Below are 15,094 nucleotides of genomic sequence, written 5' to 3' on the forward strand. Positions count from 1 at the left end.
TGTAAGTGCAGGCCTAATTGATATGGCCAGGCGATTGCCAGCCAAGCAGTTTAAAGGCCGGCCTGCATGGCTGCAACCGCCATTTCCGGCGCCGGTCAGACCGCGCCGGAAATGTTGACCACCTTCTGTTGGATCAGGGTGGGTGCCGGTTTACGGATTTGCCGCTGCATGGCATCAGCCAGTTCAAGCTGGCGCATCAGATCGCTGATGGTGTTCTGCAGTCGTTCGCGTTCGGCCCGGCTGTCGCGGTCGCTGCGAACCATGTCCCGGAGGCGGCGGATCTGGTGCTCCAGCAACTGTTTCTGTTCCATGGAGTACTGCATGATTGGTAGTAGTGCTTCCGATGGCCAGCGTTCGACATCGGCCCGCACGCGCAGATGCAGTGTTCGGGCTTCGCCCACCATCACGTTGAAGAAGCGCCTGACCAGAAGCGACTGCTCCGTCAACAGATTTTTGGGGCTGATGCGGAAGCGTTTTGCCTTCTTGCGCAGTTCGCGGATGGCAATAACGTGACGACCTGCCCGTAATGGAATTGGCTCCAGGTGACGGGCCCGGGTGTCTTCGTTGTAGCGGCGGTAGATGGCGCCCACCATTTTTTCGGCCAGCCGCCCTTCGCTGAGAAGGTTGCTCAGATCATTTTCCAGCAGCTCGAAGAAATGATCCATGCTGTGGTTCATGCCGGCAGTGGTCCAGCTCTTCGACATCTTCTGGCGGACTTTCTCGGCATGGGACTCAAACCGATCCTCGCTGACCAGCCCCTTGAGCATCTCGCCCTGGGAATCCATCAGCCGGCGGCTGGACCGGAGCGTAATCAGCTTCTTGTAGTAGAAGTCATAGTCCCGCTGGGCGCGGTCGGCCAAGCGCCGCAGTGCGTCAGTGTCCATGGTGACGCCAGAACAGGCTTGCAGCTCTTCTTCCAGTGCGTCCAGCCGGTTTTGCATGGCGGCCTGACTGTTCTGCAGCATGCCCAACAGGTCGTTGATCAGGCTCTGTGTAATCAGCTGTTCCTTGTGCATCAGGATGCGCTGGATGATCAACTGTTCCAGTTGGGCGAGGTTCGAACGTTCAAGCAGTTCTTCGTTGCCTTTGACCCGGGCCAGCAGACCTTGCTTGGCGGACAGCGGTATCACGTCGTTCTGGCGCATGCCGAGGTGGTCAGCGGTGTAGCCACGCACCCGGTCAATGGCTTCCTGGGTATGCTTCTCGCCCTGGAGGTCGTCCCAGAGCACGTCGATCTTGTTGAGCACTGCGAATCGGCCAGCGCGGTGGTCGGCGTGCTCGGTGTCGATGTGATCCTTCCAGATCGTCATGTCGCTGGCAGTGACGCCGGTATCCGCGCTCAACAGGAAGATAATGGCGTGGGCGCGAGGCAACATACTGATGGTCAGTTCTGGCTCTGAGCCGAGAGCGTTGAGCCCCGGGGTGTCCAGTATGCGCAGGCCGCGTTCGAACAACGGATGGCGAATGCTGATCTGGGCGTTGCGCCAGGCCGGCACCACGACATTACCCGGCTTGTTGCGGTCATGCTCCAGCATGTCCTCGTCGAAACCCAGTTTGCGGGCTTCCTGCGGAGTGACGCTCTTTACGCGAGCCACTTCCGCCAGAACTTCCCGCATGATTTCCGGGTCGCGCTCGTCCAGGTCGTGTTTGACCCAGCGTTCGGGCTGTTTGCGCAGTTGCTGCAGGGAGAGCTCGCCGGTCCTGGTTTCGATCGGGAGCAGCAACAGGTAGTTGCTGTTTGACGTGCGGTCAAAGAACAGCTCGGTCGGGCACATGGTGGTGCGGCCCGCCTGGGATGGCAGCATGCGCTGGCCGTATTCTGAAAAGAAGAGGGCGTTGATCAGTTCCGTCTTGCCACGGGAATACTCACCCACGAAAGCAATGGTGAGTTCGTCTTCGATCAGCAGCTCAAGGCCGTGACGAATGCGGTTGCTGACATCGTCTGAAAACAGGTTGTTGTCCTGCAGCCACAGACGGTAGCGACCGATCTGCCTGATCAGTTCTTTTTTCCAGCCGTGGTAGGCCTCTACCTGCTGCGACAGGGTTCCTTGCTTGTTCATCGGACCATCCTTCTGCGCGACTTCCGGGCGACTGCGTTGGATCTTGGTTGGTTAAAGTTGTGCCAAAAATATAGCTAATGTTACCGCATTGGCGCGGCAAATCTGCGGCGGCGATCACGGGTCTGTATAGCAGGGCGACGTGTAGAAGGCAAAAAATGCAGCTGATTCAGATAGATGAACCAGCTGCAGGTGAGAGTAGTTTATTGTCCTGATATGTAACGGAATGTGTTTTTGAGAGGTGGTCTACATTCCGACGATGGAGCCCATGCCGGCGGCTACCTTCATGTGGTCGATCACCACCGAAACCACATTGAGGATCAGGAACACGATAATCGGGGACAGATCCAGGCCGCCCATGGATGGCATCACATTGCGTACGGGGCGCATCACGGGTTCGGTGATCTGCGCAACCAGTTGGATAGCAGGGTGGCCGCTTTGTGGCGCAATCCAGCTGACGACCACGACTGCAATGACGGACCAGAAGTAGATCTTAACGATCAGATCAAGAACGTTAAGGATAGCCCAGCTGAGCAGGGTGAGCGGGTTGATCGCCGGTATGCTGCTGTTCAGGGCCACAAGAATGAGGAAGAAGGTGATCGCCTGGATGATGACCGCCAGCACCAGGGCTGCGCCGTCGATACCGCCCCAACCGGGAATAAAGCGGCGAAGCGGGCGCAGCAGCGGGTTGGTGGCTTTCACAACAAACTGCGAGATCGGATTGTAGAAATCCGCCCTGGCCAGTTGCAGCAAAAAGCGCAGCAGCACGATCGTCAGGTAGAACGTCGAGGCAATGAGCAGAATGGTGATCAGAATGTCAGCCAGCATGAAGCCGTGTCTCCCGTTATTGGTTACTGTTTATTGGCGAGTTCTTTGGCCATTTCTCCGGAGCGCTTGTAAGCGGCTGAGTAGGCCTTCTTGACCAGATCTCTCATGCCACCTTCTTCAAAGGTCTGGATGGCCTGTTCTGTGGTGCCACCGGGAGACATGACATTGCGTTTGAGCTGGCCGGGGTCGTGTTCACTGCGTCCTGCCATTTCGGCGGCGCCGGCCATGGTCTGGATTGCCAGTGCGCGTGCGGTCTCGCCGGCAATGCCGGCATCGGTGGCCGCCTCTTCCAGTGCTTCCAGCATCAGGAAGAAATAGGCGGGGCCGCTGCCAGAAAGTGCAGTCACTGCATGCAGGAGGGATTCGTCCTCCACCCAGAGCGCCGAGCCAATGCTGTTAAAGACCGACTCCACCATGGTCTTCTGCTTTTCCTTGACCTGATCATTGGCATAGAGCCCGGCAGCCCCTTTACCAACCAGCGATGGTGTGTTGGGCATCACGCGCACCAGCGGCAGTCCGCCACCGAGCCACTCGTCCAGGGTGGAAGCTTCCAGCCCGGCCGCGATCGACACCATTAGCGGGCGGGTGTTCTGCACCACCGGGGCGATGTCTGAGCAAACACTTGCCATAACCTGTGGCTTCACCGCCAGAACCACCATGTCCGCCTGCTCGGCGCAGTAACGATTGTCGGTGGTGACGCTGACACCAAATTGTTTGCGGATGGATTGAAGATGGTTGTCATCGGGGGCGCTGACCCAGATGTTGGCGGCCTTGAAGCCGCTGTCCAGCATGCCACCGATGATGGCGCTGGCCATGTTGCCGGCACCGATAAACGAAATCGTTGGTGATGTGCTCAAGGTTCACTCCACGTTTGGATCAGTAGTGGTCAGTTGTCAGTCTGCCGCTGATGATAACAGGATCTGGGGCTGTCAGCCTCCGGTTACCGAGGGCCGAACAGGGCGGTACCGACTCTTACCCAGGTTGCGCCCTCCTCAATGGCCATCTCAAGGTCACCGGACATGCCCATGGAGAGGGTGTCCAGCGGGCCGCAACCAGGGGCCTCCTGGCGCATGTGTTTAAGCGCATTGGCCAACTTGCGGAAGCTTGAGCGCAACTCCGCCTCGGGCTGATCCGGGTCCGGAATCGCCATCAGCCCCCTGAGCGAGAGATTTGGCATCTCTTCGATGGCGTCTGCCATGTCGGTGAGATCCTCCAGGGCGCAACCGGACTTGCTCTCCTCATTGTTGATGTTCACCTGAAGGCAGATATTCAACGGCGGGAGAGTGGAAGGGCGCTGATCGTTCAGGCGCTGAGCAATCTTGAGTCGGTCAACGCTGTGTGCCCAGGCAAATGCCTCGGCAATCTGGCGGGTCTTGTTGGATTGAATCGGGCCTATAAAGTGCCATTCGATGGCGTCCAGTTCCTTCAGCTCCTCCATTTTGTCCAGAGCTTCCTGAACGTAGTTTTCACCAAATGCCCGTTGGCCGGCGCTGTAAGCCGTGCGAAGCTCGTCGGCCGGGCGCGTCTTACTGACCGCCAGCAGATGCACGGAACCCGCGCTGCGGCCGGCCTTCAATGTTGCTTTTTGTATGCGTCGGGTTACGCTCCCGATGTTGTCTGCTATGCTGCTCATAGTGCGAATCCGCCGATTCCGGTCAGTCTCTGATACGCTGACACGTTACCCGCAGGTTACTGAAATGCCAAGTGAAGCCGTTCAGTGCCAATGACCGGAGCCGGCGCATACCGGGATAAAAGAAAAAAGCCTTCCGAGGACCCCTATGGATATTACTGAACTGCTTGCCTTTTCGGCCAAACAGGGCGCATCAGACTTGCACCTGTCTGCCGGCCTTCCCCCGATGATCCGTGTTGATGGCGATGTCCGCCGCATCAACCTTCCGCCAATGGAGCATAAAGAAGTCCATGGGCTGATCTACGACATCATGAACGACAAGCAGCGCAAGGACTACGAAGAGTTCCTGGAGACCGACTTCTCCTTCGAGGTGCCTGGTGTCGCCCGCTTCCGTGTTAACGCGTTTAACCAGAACCGTGGCTCCGGTGCTGTCTTCCGGACCATCCCGTCAAAGGTACTGACGATGGAAGACCTCGGTATGGGGCAGGTGTTCAAGGACATCGCCTCTGTGCCACGAGGTCTGGTGCTGGTTACGGGCCCAACAGGCTCCGGTAAGTCCACCACGCTGGCGGCGATGATCGACTACATCAACGACAGCCGCTATGAGCACATCCTCACCATCGAGGACCCCATCGAATTCGTACACGAATCCAAGAAGTGCCTGCTGAACCAGCGGGAAGTGCATCGTGACACCCTGGGCTTCAACGAAGCCCTACGCTCCGCACTGCGGGAAGACCCGGACATTATCCTGGTCGGCGAGCTGCGGGACCTGGAAACCATCCGCCTGGCCCTGACGGCGGCTGAAACCGGTCACCTGGTGTTCGGCACCCTGCACACCACCTCGGCGGCCAAAACCATCGACCGTGTGGTGGACGTGTTCCCAGCGGAAGAGAAATCCATGGTTCGTTCGATGTTGTCAGAGTCGTTGCAGGCGGTTATCTCCCAGACCCTGATGAAGAAGATGGGCGGTGGCCGGATTGCGGCTCACGAGATCATGATTGGCACCTCGGCGATCCGTAACCTGATCCGCGAGGACAAGATTGCTCAGATGTACTCGGCAATCCAGACCGGTGGCTCCCTGGGCATGACAACCCTGGACCAGTGTCTGGAAAAGCTCTTGAAGAAAGGCCTGATTTCCCGCGAAGCCGCGAGAATGAAGGCAAAAATGCCGGATAATTTCTAAGCTTGGTAGCGGGCTTGGCACATAATTCGGGAGGTGTCGGGTAGGGCCCGTTCCAGGGAGGTCAAAAACAGGGATGTTTTTGTCGAGCGTACATGGACGTATTCACAGCGTGCCCTGGAACGGGCCCTACCCGACACCCGGACACCGAAAGTCAGAAAAATAGGTAGAAAGTCATGGAATTCGAAAAACTGCTCCGTTTGATGGTGGAAAAAGGCGGTTCCGATCTTTTCATAACCGCCGGTGTGCCACCCTCCATGAAGGTCAACGGCAAGGTCCTGCCTGTCACCAAGAATGCATTGACGCCTGAGCAGACGAGGGAGTTCGTCTATGGTGCCATGAACGACAAGCAGCGGGTCGAATTCGAAGAAAGCCACGAGTGTAACTTCGCCATCAGTGCCCGAGGCATCGGTCGCTTCCGTGTCAGCGCCTTCTTCCAGCGCAACCTCTGCGGCATGGTCCTGCGGCGGATCGAGGTGAAAATCCCGCAGATTGATGACCTGGCACTGCCGGAAATCATCAAGGATCTGGCCATGACCAAGCGTGGCCTGATCATGTTCGTGGGTGCCACCGGTACCGGTAAGTCCACCTCGCTGGCGGCTATGCTCGGGCATCGTAACCGCAACAGCCGGGGCCACATTATCTCCATCGAAGACCCCATCGAATTCGTGCACCAGCACCAGGGCTGTATCGTGACCCAGCGAGAGGTGGGCATCGATACCGATAGCTTTGAAGTGGCTCTGAAGAACACCCTGCGCCAGGCACCGGACGTGATCCTCATCGGTGAGGTGCGTACCCGCCAGACCATGGAATACTCTGTGCAGTTTGCTGAAACCGGCCACCTGTGCCTCGCTACCCTGCACGCCAACAACGCCAACCAGGCGCTGGACCGGATTATCCAGTTCTTCCCGCCGGAACAGCACAACCAGATCTGGATGGACCTGTCCCTGAACCTCAAGGCCATCGTCGCTCAACAGTTGATCCCGACGCCGGACGGGCAGGGCCGCAAAGCCGTCATTGAAGTGTTGATCAACACACCGTTGGTCGCGGACCTGATTCGAAAAGGCGAAGTGCACCGACTTAAGGAACTGATGTCCAAGTCCAACGAGAGCGGCATGCGCACCTTTGATCAGGCGCTTTATGAACTCTATGCCGAAGGCTCCATCACCTATGAGGATGCCCTCGCGCACGCGGATTCAGCCAACGACCTGCGCCTGATGATCAAGCTGGGTGCCGATTCCCAGGGCGCTGACAAGCTGGCTTCCAGTGTCGACAAGTTGTCGATCCAGGACGATTGATCGAGGATTAGACTAAAGTAGTAAACGATTAGGAATCTGAATCAGTAGTGATGGCATTTGAGGCCATTGGCCCGCGATGCGTATACTCCGCCCCGACGATCATCCAGGGGGATTTATGCGCAAAAACAAAGTATTGCCCGGCTCTGTTATCCGAATCGCGACGGTATCGGCGTTGGTGGCACCCGCCGCAGCGCTGGCCGGCGGTTTTTCACTCAATGAGCAAAGTGCCAGTGCCATGGGCGTTGCTAACGCCGGCACCGCAGCCAATCCGGAAAATGCCACCACGGTTTTCTTCAATCCGGCCGGCATGAGCCAGCTTTCCGGCACCAATATGTCGTTTGGTGCCGCCGTTCTGGATATTGATGCCGAGCTCAAGGAAGGCACCGGCAGTGCCGTTCGCGATGACGGCCGTCCCGTCGCCGGTGGAAACGGTGGTGATATCGCCGACCCGGCCGTCCTTCCCAATTTTTACATGACCCACGAAATCAACGACTGGCTGGACGTGGGCTTCGGTCTGCACGCCCCCTATGGCCTTGCGGCGGATTACGAGGATGACTTCAAGGGGCGATTTTTCGCGGACAAGACCGAGCTGACCGCCATTGCATTCAGCCCGTCCATTGCCGTTAACGACGGTAATGGATTCTCCATGGGTGCTGGCGTCAATGTGATCTACGCCGAAGGCCGGCTGACCAAGTTCCAGGACTACAGTGGTACGGAAGCCCGCTTCGGGTTGCCCCCGGGGACCCTGGAAGACGGTTACGCGGATATCGAAGGCAGTGACGTGGCGCTCACCTTTGCCTTTGGCTTGCTTTGGGAAATGTCGGAGCGAACACAGTTTGGTATATCCGCCCAGACCGGAACAGAACTGGAGCTGGATGGCGACGCGGAAGTTCGTAACTATCCGCAGGGTAGCCTTAGCGGTGGTGGCCTGACGTTCAGCCAGTCCACGGTCACTGAACGGGTGACTGTCCCGCTGGATATTCCCGAGAGCATTACCTTCGGTGCCCGTCACCAATTGACCGATACCGTAACACTGCTGGCAGGTGCGACCTGGGCCAAGTGGAGCCGGTTTGAGGCATTGGATGTGGTCAGCCGTGAGGACAATGGCCCAATTTCTTCTCAGGCAGGGCCCGGTCTTGGTGATGAGCGCCTGGTGACGCACGTTTCGGAAAACTGGAAAGACACCTGGCAGGCCAATGTCGGCGCCATCTGGCAGGCGACCCCGGAGTGGGCATTCAAGGCTGGCTATGCCTGGGATGAGTCGCCGGTGAACGACGATTTCCGTACGGCTCGAATCCCGTCAGGGGATCGCGATTGGGTCACGCTGGGCGCACAGTACGCCGACGCCCGTTCAGGCTGGACGGTAGACGTGGCCGCCGGGGTGTTGCTGTTCGACGACGAAGAGGTGAACGAACAGAACTATGACGTCAACGACGAGCCCATGCCCGGGGCGGCTCGCTACCGTGGTACCTACGAGCTTGATGCCTGGAGTGCGGGGGTACAGGTCAGCAAGCAGTTTTAAGTGATACCTTGAGGGGCGTACGGCGCCCCTCAACCAATAACCTGCCCACGATAGATAACCTTCTTCTTTCTCGTCCTTTCTGCTTCCGTTTCGGAAGCACTACTGTCGCCCCTAGACGTTTCCTCGGCAATTTCCTGTCCGCGATACATTCGCTTCGCATTGTCGGTCTCGTCGTGCAGGTCCAGGTGAGGGATCTGGGGTCTGAGTATTTCCCAGGTGTGGATGAGGTGGGCTGAGCGGGTTTTGCTGGCATAGTCCGCTAGATGCCGTTCCAGGTGTTCTTCCGTGAGGTGTAGCTTTACCCCGAACTCAGACTGAATTAAGCGGCGACACTGGTGAACCAGTTTCAGTAAGCCAGGGTTCATAAGCCAACTGCGCTCGGAAGCCAGAAAAGTCATGGTGAGTGCCTCGGGTAGAAAAGTGTCACAACATGGCCCCGGTATTCGCTCATGCGAATGCGGGGCCGACCCTCACAAGGCTTGCGAATTTCGTGCCGTTTTCGGCTGTCGAGCCCAGCGCCGTCGTTGCTGGGAGCATACTGGTGAGACTGCAAAAAGAATGGTGTGTTTTGGGGCGAAACCACCTTGTTCGCCCCAAAACGGAACCTGGGCGAGAGGGTTCAGTGGGCTTCGTCCCAGTTATTACCGACGCCGGCCTCCACCAGTAAGGGTACATCCAGCGATGCCGCAGCAGACATCCGCTTCTCAAGGCCTTCGCGAATCTTGTCCACGGCGGATTCACGCACTTCCAGAATCAGTTCGTCGTGAACCTGCAGGATCATTCGGGCATCGTCCTGGTGATGTTCCTGTAGCCAGTCCTCAACGCTGACCATGGCCCGCTTGATAATGTCCGCGGCAGTCCCCTGCATGGGGGCATTGATGGCCGTACGCTCGGCGGCCTGTTGCAGCTGCTTGTTGCGGGCGTTGATTTCCGGCAGGTACAGGCGACGGCCGTAGAGCGTTTCCACGTATCCGTCGTCGTGGGCCTGTTTGCGAATACTGTCCATGTATTTCAGCACGCCGGGATAGCGCTCGAAATAGCGGTCAATATACTCCTGTGCTTGGTTGCGGCCCACATCCAACTGGCGGCCAAGGCCAAAGGCGGACATGCCATAAATGAGTCCGAAGTTGATGGCCTTGGCGCTGCGGCGCTGGTCGCCGGAGACGTCGTCGACGGCCACGCCAAAGACTTCGGAAGCCGTCGCCCGGTGAATGTCCTCGCCCTTTTCGAACGCCTTGAGCAGTCCCTTGTCGCCCGACAGGTGCGCCATGATGCGCAGCTCAATCTGGGAGTAGTCCGCCGCCATCAGCTTGTAGCCCTCCGGGGCCACGAAAGCCTGGCGAATGCGCCGGCCCTGTTCGCTGCGGATGGGAATGTTCTGCAGGTTCGGCTCCGAGGACGACAGCCGGCCGGTGGCCGTTACCGCCTGGTGATAGGAGGTGTGAATCCGGCCAGTGCGATGGTGAATCAATTCCGGCAAGGTGTCGGTGTAGGTGGATTTCAGCTTGCTCAGGCTGCGGTGCTCAAGGATCAATCGGGGCAGGGTATGCTCGTGGGCCAGTTCCTGCAGTACCGGTTCCGCCGTGGAGGGCGCGCCTTTCGGGGTTTTCTTTACCACCGGCAGCCCCATCTTGTCGTAGAAAATGGCCTGTAGTTGCTTGGGAGAGCCCAGATTGAAGCTTTCGCCGGCTTCCTCGTGGGCTTCCTTCTCAAGCTCCGCCATACGCTCTGCCAATTCCTGGCTGTGCTTGCGCAGCGTGCTGGCGCTGATCATCGCACCCCGCTGCTCCATACGGGATAGCACGGGCACCAGTGGCAGGTCGATGTTTTCATAGACGTCCCGCAGCCGGCCGGTTTTCTCCAGTTGCGGTCGCAGCACCTGGTGCAGTCGAAGGGTGATATCGGCGTCTTCTGCCGCGTAGGGGCCAGCCTGCTCCAGATCAATCTGGTTGAAGGTCAGTTGCTTGGCGCCTTTGCCGGCGATGGATTCGAAAGTGATGGTCTGCTCGCCCAGGTGTTGCCTGGCCAGCGAGTCCATGTCGTGACGAGACCCTACGGAATTGAGTACGTAGGACTCCAGCATGGTGTCTTCCGCAATGCCTTCCAGATGGATGCCATGGTTGGCCAGCACGTTCTTGTCGTACTTGAGGTTCTGGCCGAGCTTGGCTTTCTTCGGGTCTTCCAGCAAAGGTGTCAACTGGCCCAGCACTGTGTCCCGGTCCAGTTGTTCCGGGGCGCCCATATAATCGTGGCCAAATGGCACGTAGGCAGCCTCGCCGGGCTCAATGGCGAAGGACACACCAACGACATCGGCGTCCATATAACGCAGGCTGGTGGTCTCGGTATCAAAGGCGAACAGCGGTGCCTTGTTGAGGCGATCAATCCAGGTATCCAGCTCTGCCTGATCGGTCACTATTGTGTATGTTTTCTCTTTGCTGGCCGGATTGGCGCTGTTGTCGACGGCATCGTCCGCGCTTTTTTCATCGGCTGAGTCGCCGTTTTCGAGCTCGGCAATCCAGGATCGAAGCTCATATTCCCGGAACAGTTCCAGCAACTGACCGTCGTCCTGGGTCCTCAGCTTGAGGTCTTCCAGCCCGAACTCAAGATCCACGTCGGTTTTGATGGTGGCCAGTTGGCGACTGAGCGGCAGGGTTTCGATGGCTTCCCGAAGGTATTCGCCAATTTTGCCTTTGACCTCATCCGAGTGCTCGATGATGTTATCCAGGTTGTCCCACGCCTGTAGCCATTTAACGGCGGTTTTCGGGCCGCACTTGTTGACTCCGGGAATGTTGTCCACCTTGTCGCCCACCAGCGCCAGGTAGTCCACGATCTGCTCCGGGCCAATGCCGAATTTCTCGACCACGCCGTCGCGGTCCATGCGGGTATCCGTCATGGTGTTAATCAGGGTGACGTGATCGCTCACCAGCTGCGCCATGTCCTTGTCGCCGGTCGACACCACCACATCAATGCCCTTGCTGGTGGCTTCATGGGCCAGGGTGCCGATGACATCGTCGGCTTCCACGCCACTGACGATCAACAAGGGCAGGCCCATGGCCCGAACCATGTCGTGGATTGGCTGGATCTGCATGGCCAGGTCGTCCGGCATAGGCGGGCGGGTGGCCTTGTAGTCTTCGTACAGGTCGTTGCGAAAGGTCTTACCCTTGGCGTCGAACACCACCACCATTTTTGAGCCTGGAAAATCCTGTTCCAGCTTCCGGATCATGCTGATAACGCCCTTTATGGCGCCCGTGGGGTGGCTCTTGCTGGTCATCAGTGGCGGCAGGGCATGATAGGCGCGGAAGAGGTAGGAAGAGCCATCTACAAGAACTACCGGCGGAGTCTGCTGCTGTGTCATATCAAAACGGATCCGGATTCTGATTGAAGCGTTGATAGGCTTGTGCAACTCTGACATAAACGGGGTGCATTTCCCGTGTGTCAGCATGATTATGCACGTCTCTAAACAGAACCGAAGAGTACCATGAAAATGAAACGTATCGCTTGCTCGGGTCTTGTGTTGGCTGTGCTCTGCGGGCCTTCAATGGCCCAGGAGGATGTCGATGTTGTACAGACACCCAGGGAGCCCCTGGTGGTGTCTGATTATCAGCCATCCGCTGACGGGGCGCAGATCGTGATTCGCCCGGGTGAGAACGAGGTGTTCTACGAATACCGGGTGAATGGTCAATTGGTGGAAATCAAAGTAGTGCCGGAAGTCGGTCCCGAATACTACCTCGTGCCAGCAGATGGTGGTGGCTGGATTCGTGAGAGCGAGACCGACATGCTGGTGCCCAGTTGGGTCATCTTCAGGTGGTAAATTTCTCGGATGCTACTCAGATCAGGTCGACGGTAACTGCGTCGGAGCGCTTGCTTTCCAGCCCGCTGTCGTCGAGGGCGGTAACGCTGAACTCATAGGCACCCGGCGGAAAATCCTCAAGCTGGTAGCGAGTGTCTTCGTCACCGGAAAGTGATATGACCTCGAAACTGTCTCTGTGCCGCAGGCGATAATAAATGCGATAGCCGCTGATGTCGCTGGCATAGAGGCGTGAGCCGTCTTCCCGGGTGAGCGGAGCGTCCCAGCGTAGTGTGGGAGGGGTGATCGACTCCTCGTCGGCCGGAACTCCAGTGTTGGATGTCTCTTCCTGTACCGGTTCAGGCTGCCCGAGGGTGTCCCGAATGGACGAAACGGCATCTCCCAGCCTTTGTTCAGATGCTTCGTTGGCTTGGCTTGAAGCGGCTCTTGATGCCCCGGAGTCTTCCTGGCATCCGGCCATGATGGCCAGCGCCATTCCGGCAACGACCATTTTCCAAAGCTGCCGATGGCCCGCAGCGTTCTGGCTGAGTCTTATACCTGGCATGGTGTTTCTCGCAATCCGTTTGTCAGCGCGTTATTGGTGCTGTTGTTACTGTAATGGGATACGTCAGAAGCGAGGCCTGAATAAAACGGGGAGACGGGCTTTCTCATTTCAAGGCGCAGAGCATGCCGAATCTTTAAAAAATCATCAAGTGAACTATCCGTAAATTCCGAGACGATCCTGTTCCCCCGTTGACAGATGGCGAATAGGGGGTGGTTTTAGTATGAACATTCTAATTTTTGACCGTAACCTTCGACATGTGATCAGAAGTCGGCATCGGTTTGCCGGCGATAACGATGCAGATTTTCAAACCACGCATCCACAATCTTAGGAGATTCATCATGGGTAAACTCAAGACCTATCAGGAACAGCTTCAGGACATCGTAGAGAAGGGCATCAACGCAGCTGAAGAGCAGCAGAAGAAGCTGGCTTCCAAGCCGTTCGAGTACGCTGAAAAGCTGGAAACCGAAGCCCGCGAGTACAGCGTAAAGACCCTGCGCACTCGTTACTATGGCTACAGTGAAAACCTGTTCGAGCAACTGCGCAGCCTGAACACCCGTTTCGGCAGCTTTGCGGCTGACCTGGTTGCCAAGCTGGAAAAAGAAGCGGCTGAAGGTGCAGATACCGTTGCCGACGCAGCGGACGAAGTGACCAGCGTCGCCCAGTCAACCAAGGCTACTGCGCAGGCCAAGAAGCCGGCTGCACGCAAAACCACAGCTCGCAAAAGCACCAGCACTGCCAAGAAGAGCCCCGCTACTGCCTGAACGGCAACCGGAGTTCTTTGAAGCATAAAAAAAGGTCACCGTGAGGTGACCTTTTTTGTGCCTGATTGTTCGAGTCGTGTGGTTTATTATTCTTCCAGGTCGTCCGGGTCCAGCGGAAGCGTTCTTTCCTCGCCTGTAATCTCTTCCAGCCGTTCGATATCGGCTTCGAAACGTTCCCGCAGGGCTTTTATATTGGCGTTCTGCGAGTTGATTTCCCGTTCGATGTCACGAATCTGGGCTTCCAGTCGCCGTATTTTTTCCAGTGTCGCTTCGGGGATGTCGCGACCGGATCGCTCCAGGTCTGCAGCCCGGCTCTGTTCGCTGTCCAGTTGGCTGACGATCACCGAAATGTTGCCTCGCTTGAGCTGATTCAGCCCCTGCAGCTCACGTATCTTGCGGTGCATGGCGCGCACGGCTTCGTCTGGGTGGCTGTAGCGCTCCAGAAGCTTGCGATCGAGCTCCCGCTGTCGTTCCGCTTCGGCCTGGCGTTTTTCCTCGGCTTCCCTGGCGGCAATTTCCTCTTCGGTGGGTTCCGGATCGATCGTTTCAATTACCCGACCGTTCTTGCTGAGAATGTCGTAGCCCCGTCTGGATGCTTCCTGGGGGATGGTACTGCTGATGACAATCTGACCGTTTTCATCGGTATAACGATACATCCTTGCCTCTACGATAGAGGCAGACATCAGCGCAGCCGCAGCAGATACAGCGATTGAAAACCTGGTCAGACGATTCATGGTGAGAGACTGGCGCTCCGCTTGAAACAATGTATGTCAGGAAGCATACCAAAAGCTGAACGATAAACCATGCCCGGATTCAGACTCCGTACTCGTCCCGATATGCGGCGACTTTGTCAGCATGTTCTGAAAAGCCGGGCCTGCTTTGCAGGTAGGCAAGCACCTGCTCAAGCTTGATAATACTGACCACAGGAATGCCGAACTCCTCTTTGACTTCCTGGATGGCGGAGAGTTCGCCAGCGCCTCGCTCTTGGCGATCCAGGGCAATGAGTACGCCTGCAGGCTCCGCCCCTGAGGTGCGGATCAGCTCCATGGATTCCCGGATAGCCGTGCCAGCGGTAATAACGTCATCAACAATCAGAACCTTGCCTTCCAGGGGGGCGCCCACGATATTGCCACCCTCGCCGTGATCCTTCTTTTCTTTTCGGTTGAAGGCGAATGGTTTGTTGTTACCCTCGGCGGCCAGGGCCATGGCGGTGACCGTCGCCAACGGTATGCCCTTATAGGCAGGCCCGAAAATAATGTCATAATCCAGCCCACTACGCTGGAGTGCTGCGGCATAGGCCTTGCTTAACTCAAGCAGATCCTCCCCGGTATTGAACAACCCCGCATTGAAGAAATAGGGGCTGGTGCGGCCGGATTTAAGCGTAAATTCTCCGAAACGGAGTACGTTACGGCGGATGGCGAACTCAATGAACTGTTGCTGATAGTCGTGCATGACAGGGCTTCTGG

At 57.4% G+C, this 15,094-nt stretch carries 13 protein-coding genes and 1 pseudogene; 5 read left to right on the forward strand and 9 right to left on the reverse strand.

What is annotated here, in order from left to right; genetic code table 11:
* Positions 1-1,298: 1,298 nt before the first annotated feature.
* The 4 genes and pseudogenes from AAGD24_RS03725 to AAGD24_RS03740 form a co-directional block, all read right to left on the reverse strand.
* Positions 1,299-2,060: pseudogene (locus tag AAGD24_RS03725) on the reverse strand (dynamin family protein); the annotation flags it as partial.
* Positions 2,061-2,303: 243 nt separating this feature from the next.
* Positions 2,304-2,885 carry a YggT family protein gene (locus AAGD24_RS03730; protein WP_036203140.1) on the reverse strand — a complete coding sequence of 194 codons (582 nt, stop codon included), beginning with the start codon at positions 2,883-2,885 and terminating at the stop codon, positions 2,304-2,306.
* Positions 2,886-2,908: 23 nt separating this feature from the next.
* Positions 2,909-3,742, reverse strand: a complete 834-nt coding sequence (gene proC, locus AAGD24_RS03735; protein ID WP_036203143.1) for a pyrroline-5-carboxylate reductase — start codon at positions 3,740-3,742, stop codon at positions 2,909-2,911.
* An 83-nt stretch (positions 3,743-3,825) separates the two neighbouring features.
* On the reverse strand, positions 3,826-4,518 hold the full coding sequence (locus AAGD24_RS03740; protein WP_085681675.1) for a YggS family pyridoxal phosphate-dependent enzyme: 693 nt from the start codon (positions 4,516-4,518) through the stop codon (positions 3,826-3,828).
* 145 nt (positions 4,519-4,663) lie between these two features.
* Between AAGD24_RS03740 and AAGD24_RS03745 the strand changes: the two genes are divergently transcribed.
* The 3 genes from AAGD24_RS03745 (at position 4,664) to AAGD24_RS03755 (ending at position 8,515) form a co-directional block, all read left to right on the forward strand.
* Positions 4,664-5,698: a type IV pilus twitching motility protein PilT gene (locus AAGD24_RS03745; protein WP_027830795.1), complete on the forward strand. Its 1,035-nt coding sequence runs from the start codon at positions 4,664-4,666 to the stop codon at positions 5,696-5,698.
* A gap of 173 nt (positions 5,699-5,871) precedes the next feature.
* On the forward strand, positions 5,872-6,993 hold the full coding sequence (locus AAGD24_RS03750) for a PilT/PilU family type 4a pilus ATPase (RefSeq protein WP_036203149.1): 1,122 nt from the start codon (positions 5,872-5,874) through the stop codon (positions 6,991-6,993).
* A gap of 115 nt (positions 6,994-7,108) precedes the next feature.
* Entirely contained in the window at positions 7,109-8,515 is a 1,407-nt protein-coding gene (locus AAGD24_RS03755; RefSeq protein ID WP_177190611.1) for an OmpP1/FadL family transporter, read from the forward strand.
* Between the two features lie 29 nt (positions 8,516-8,544).
* On the opposite strand, the gene AAGD24_RS03760 is transcribed toward AAGD24_RS03755, so the two are convergent.
* Positions 8,545-8,913, reverse strand: a complete 369-nt coding sequence (locus tag AAGD24_RS03760; protein WP_041332636.1) for a hypothetical protein — start codon at positions 8,911-8,913, stop codon at positions 8,545-8,547.
* A 221-nt stretch (positions 8,914-9,134) separates the two neighbouring features.
* Positions 9,135-11,870 carry a DNA polymerase I gene (gene polA, locus AAGD24_RS03765; RefSeq protein WP_379866612.1) on the reverse strand — a complete coding sequence of 912 codons (2,736 nt, stop codon included), beginning with the start codon at positions 11,868-11,870 and terminating at the stop codon, positions 9,135-9,137.
* A gap of 129 nt (positions 11,871-11,999) precedes the next feature.
* Here polA and AAGD24_RS03770 point away from each other — a divergent pair, with 129 nt between their 5' ends.
* Positions 12,000-12,326 (forward strand): DUF2782 domain-containing protein, encoded by a 327-nt coding sequence (locus tag AAGD24_RS03770; protein ID WP_273624496.1) that lies wholly within the window; start codon positions 12,000-12,002, stop codon positions 12,324-12,326.
* A gap of 16 nt (positions 12,327-12,342) precedes the next feature.
* Here the strand turns inward: AAGD24_RS03770 and AAGD24_RS03775 are convergent, their stop codons facing one another.
* The gene (locus AAGD24_RS03775) at positions 12,343-12,867 is read right to left on the reverse strand and encodes a fibronectin type III domain-containing protein (protein WP_127402122.1); all 525 of its coding nucleotides are present in this window, start codon (positions 12,865-12,867) and stop codon (positions 12,343-12,345) included.
* Between the two features lie 338 nt (positions 12,868-13,205).
* On the opposite strand from AAGD24_RS03775, the gene AAGD24_RS03780 reads away from it, so the two are divergent.
* Entirely contained in the window at positions 13,206-13,628 is a 423-nt protein-coding gene (locus AAGD24_RS03780; RefSeq protein ID WP_075195031.1) for a hypothetical protein, read from the forward strand.
* 86 nt (positions 13,629-13,714) lie between these two features.
* On the opposite strand, the gene AAGD24_RS03785 is transcribed toward AAGD24_RS03780, so the two are convergent.
* Entirely contained in the window at positions 13,715-14,362 is a 648-nt protein-coding gene (locus AAGD24_RS03785; RefSeq protein WP_036203157.1) for a DUF4124 domain-containing protein, read from the reverse strand.
* 79 nt (positions 14,363-14,441) lie between these two features.
* Positions 14,442-15,080 (reverse strand): orotate phosphoribosyltransferase, encoded by a 639-nt coding sequence (gene pyrE, locus AAGD24_RS03790; RefSeq protein WP_075195032.1) that lies wholly within the window; start codon positions 15,078-15,080, stop codon positions 14,442-14,444.
* Positions 15,081-15,094: the final 14 nt, after the last annotated feature.

This window comes from Marinobacter sp. M5B, assembly GCF_042604615.1.
Classification (GTDB): Bacteria; Pseudomonadota; Gammaproteobacteria; order Pseudomonadales; family Oleiphilaceae; genus Marinobacter; species Marinobacter salarius.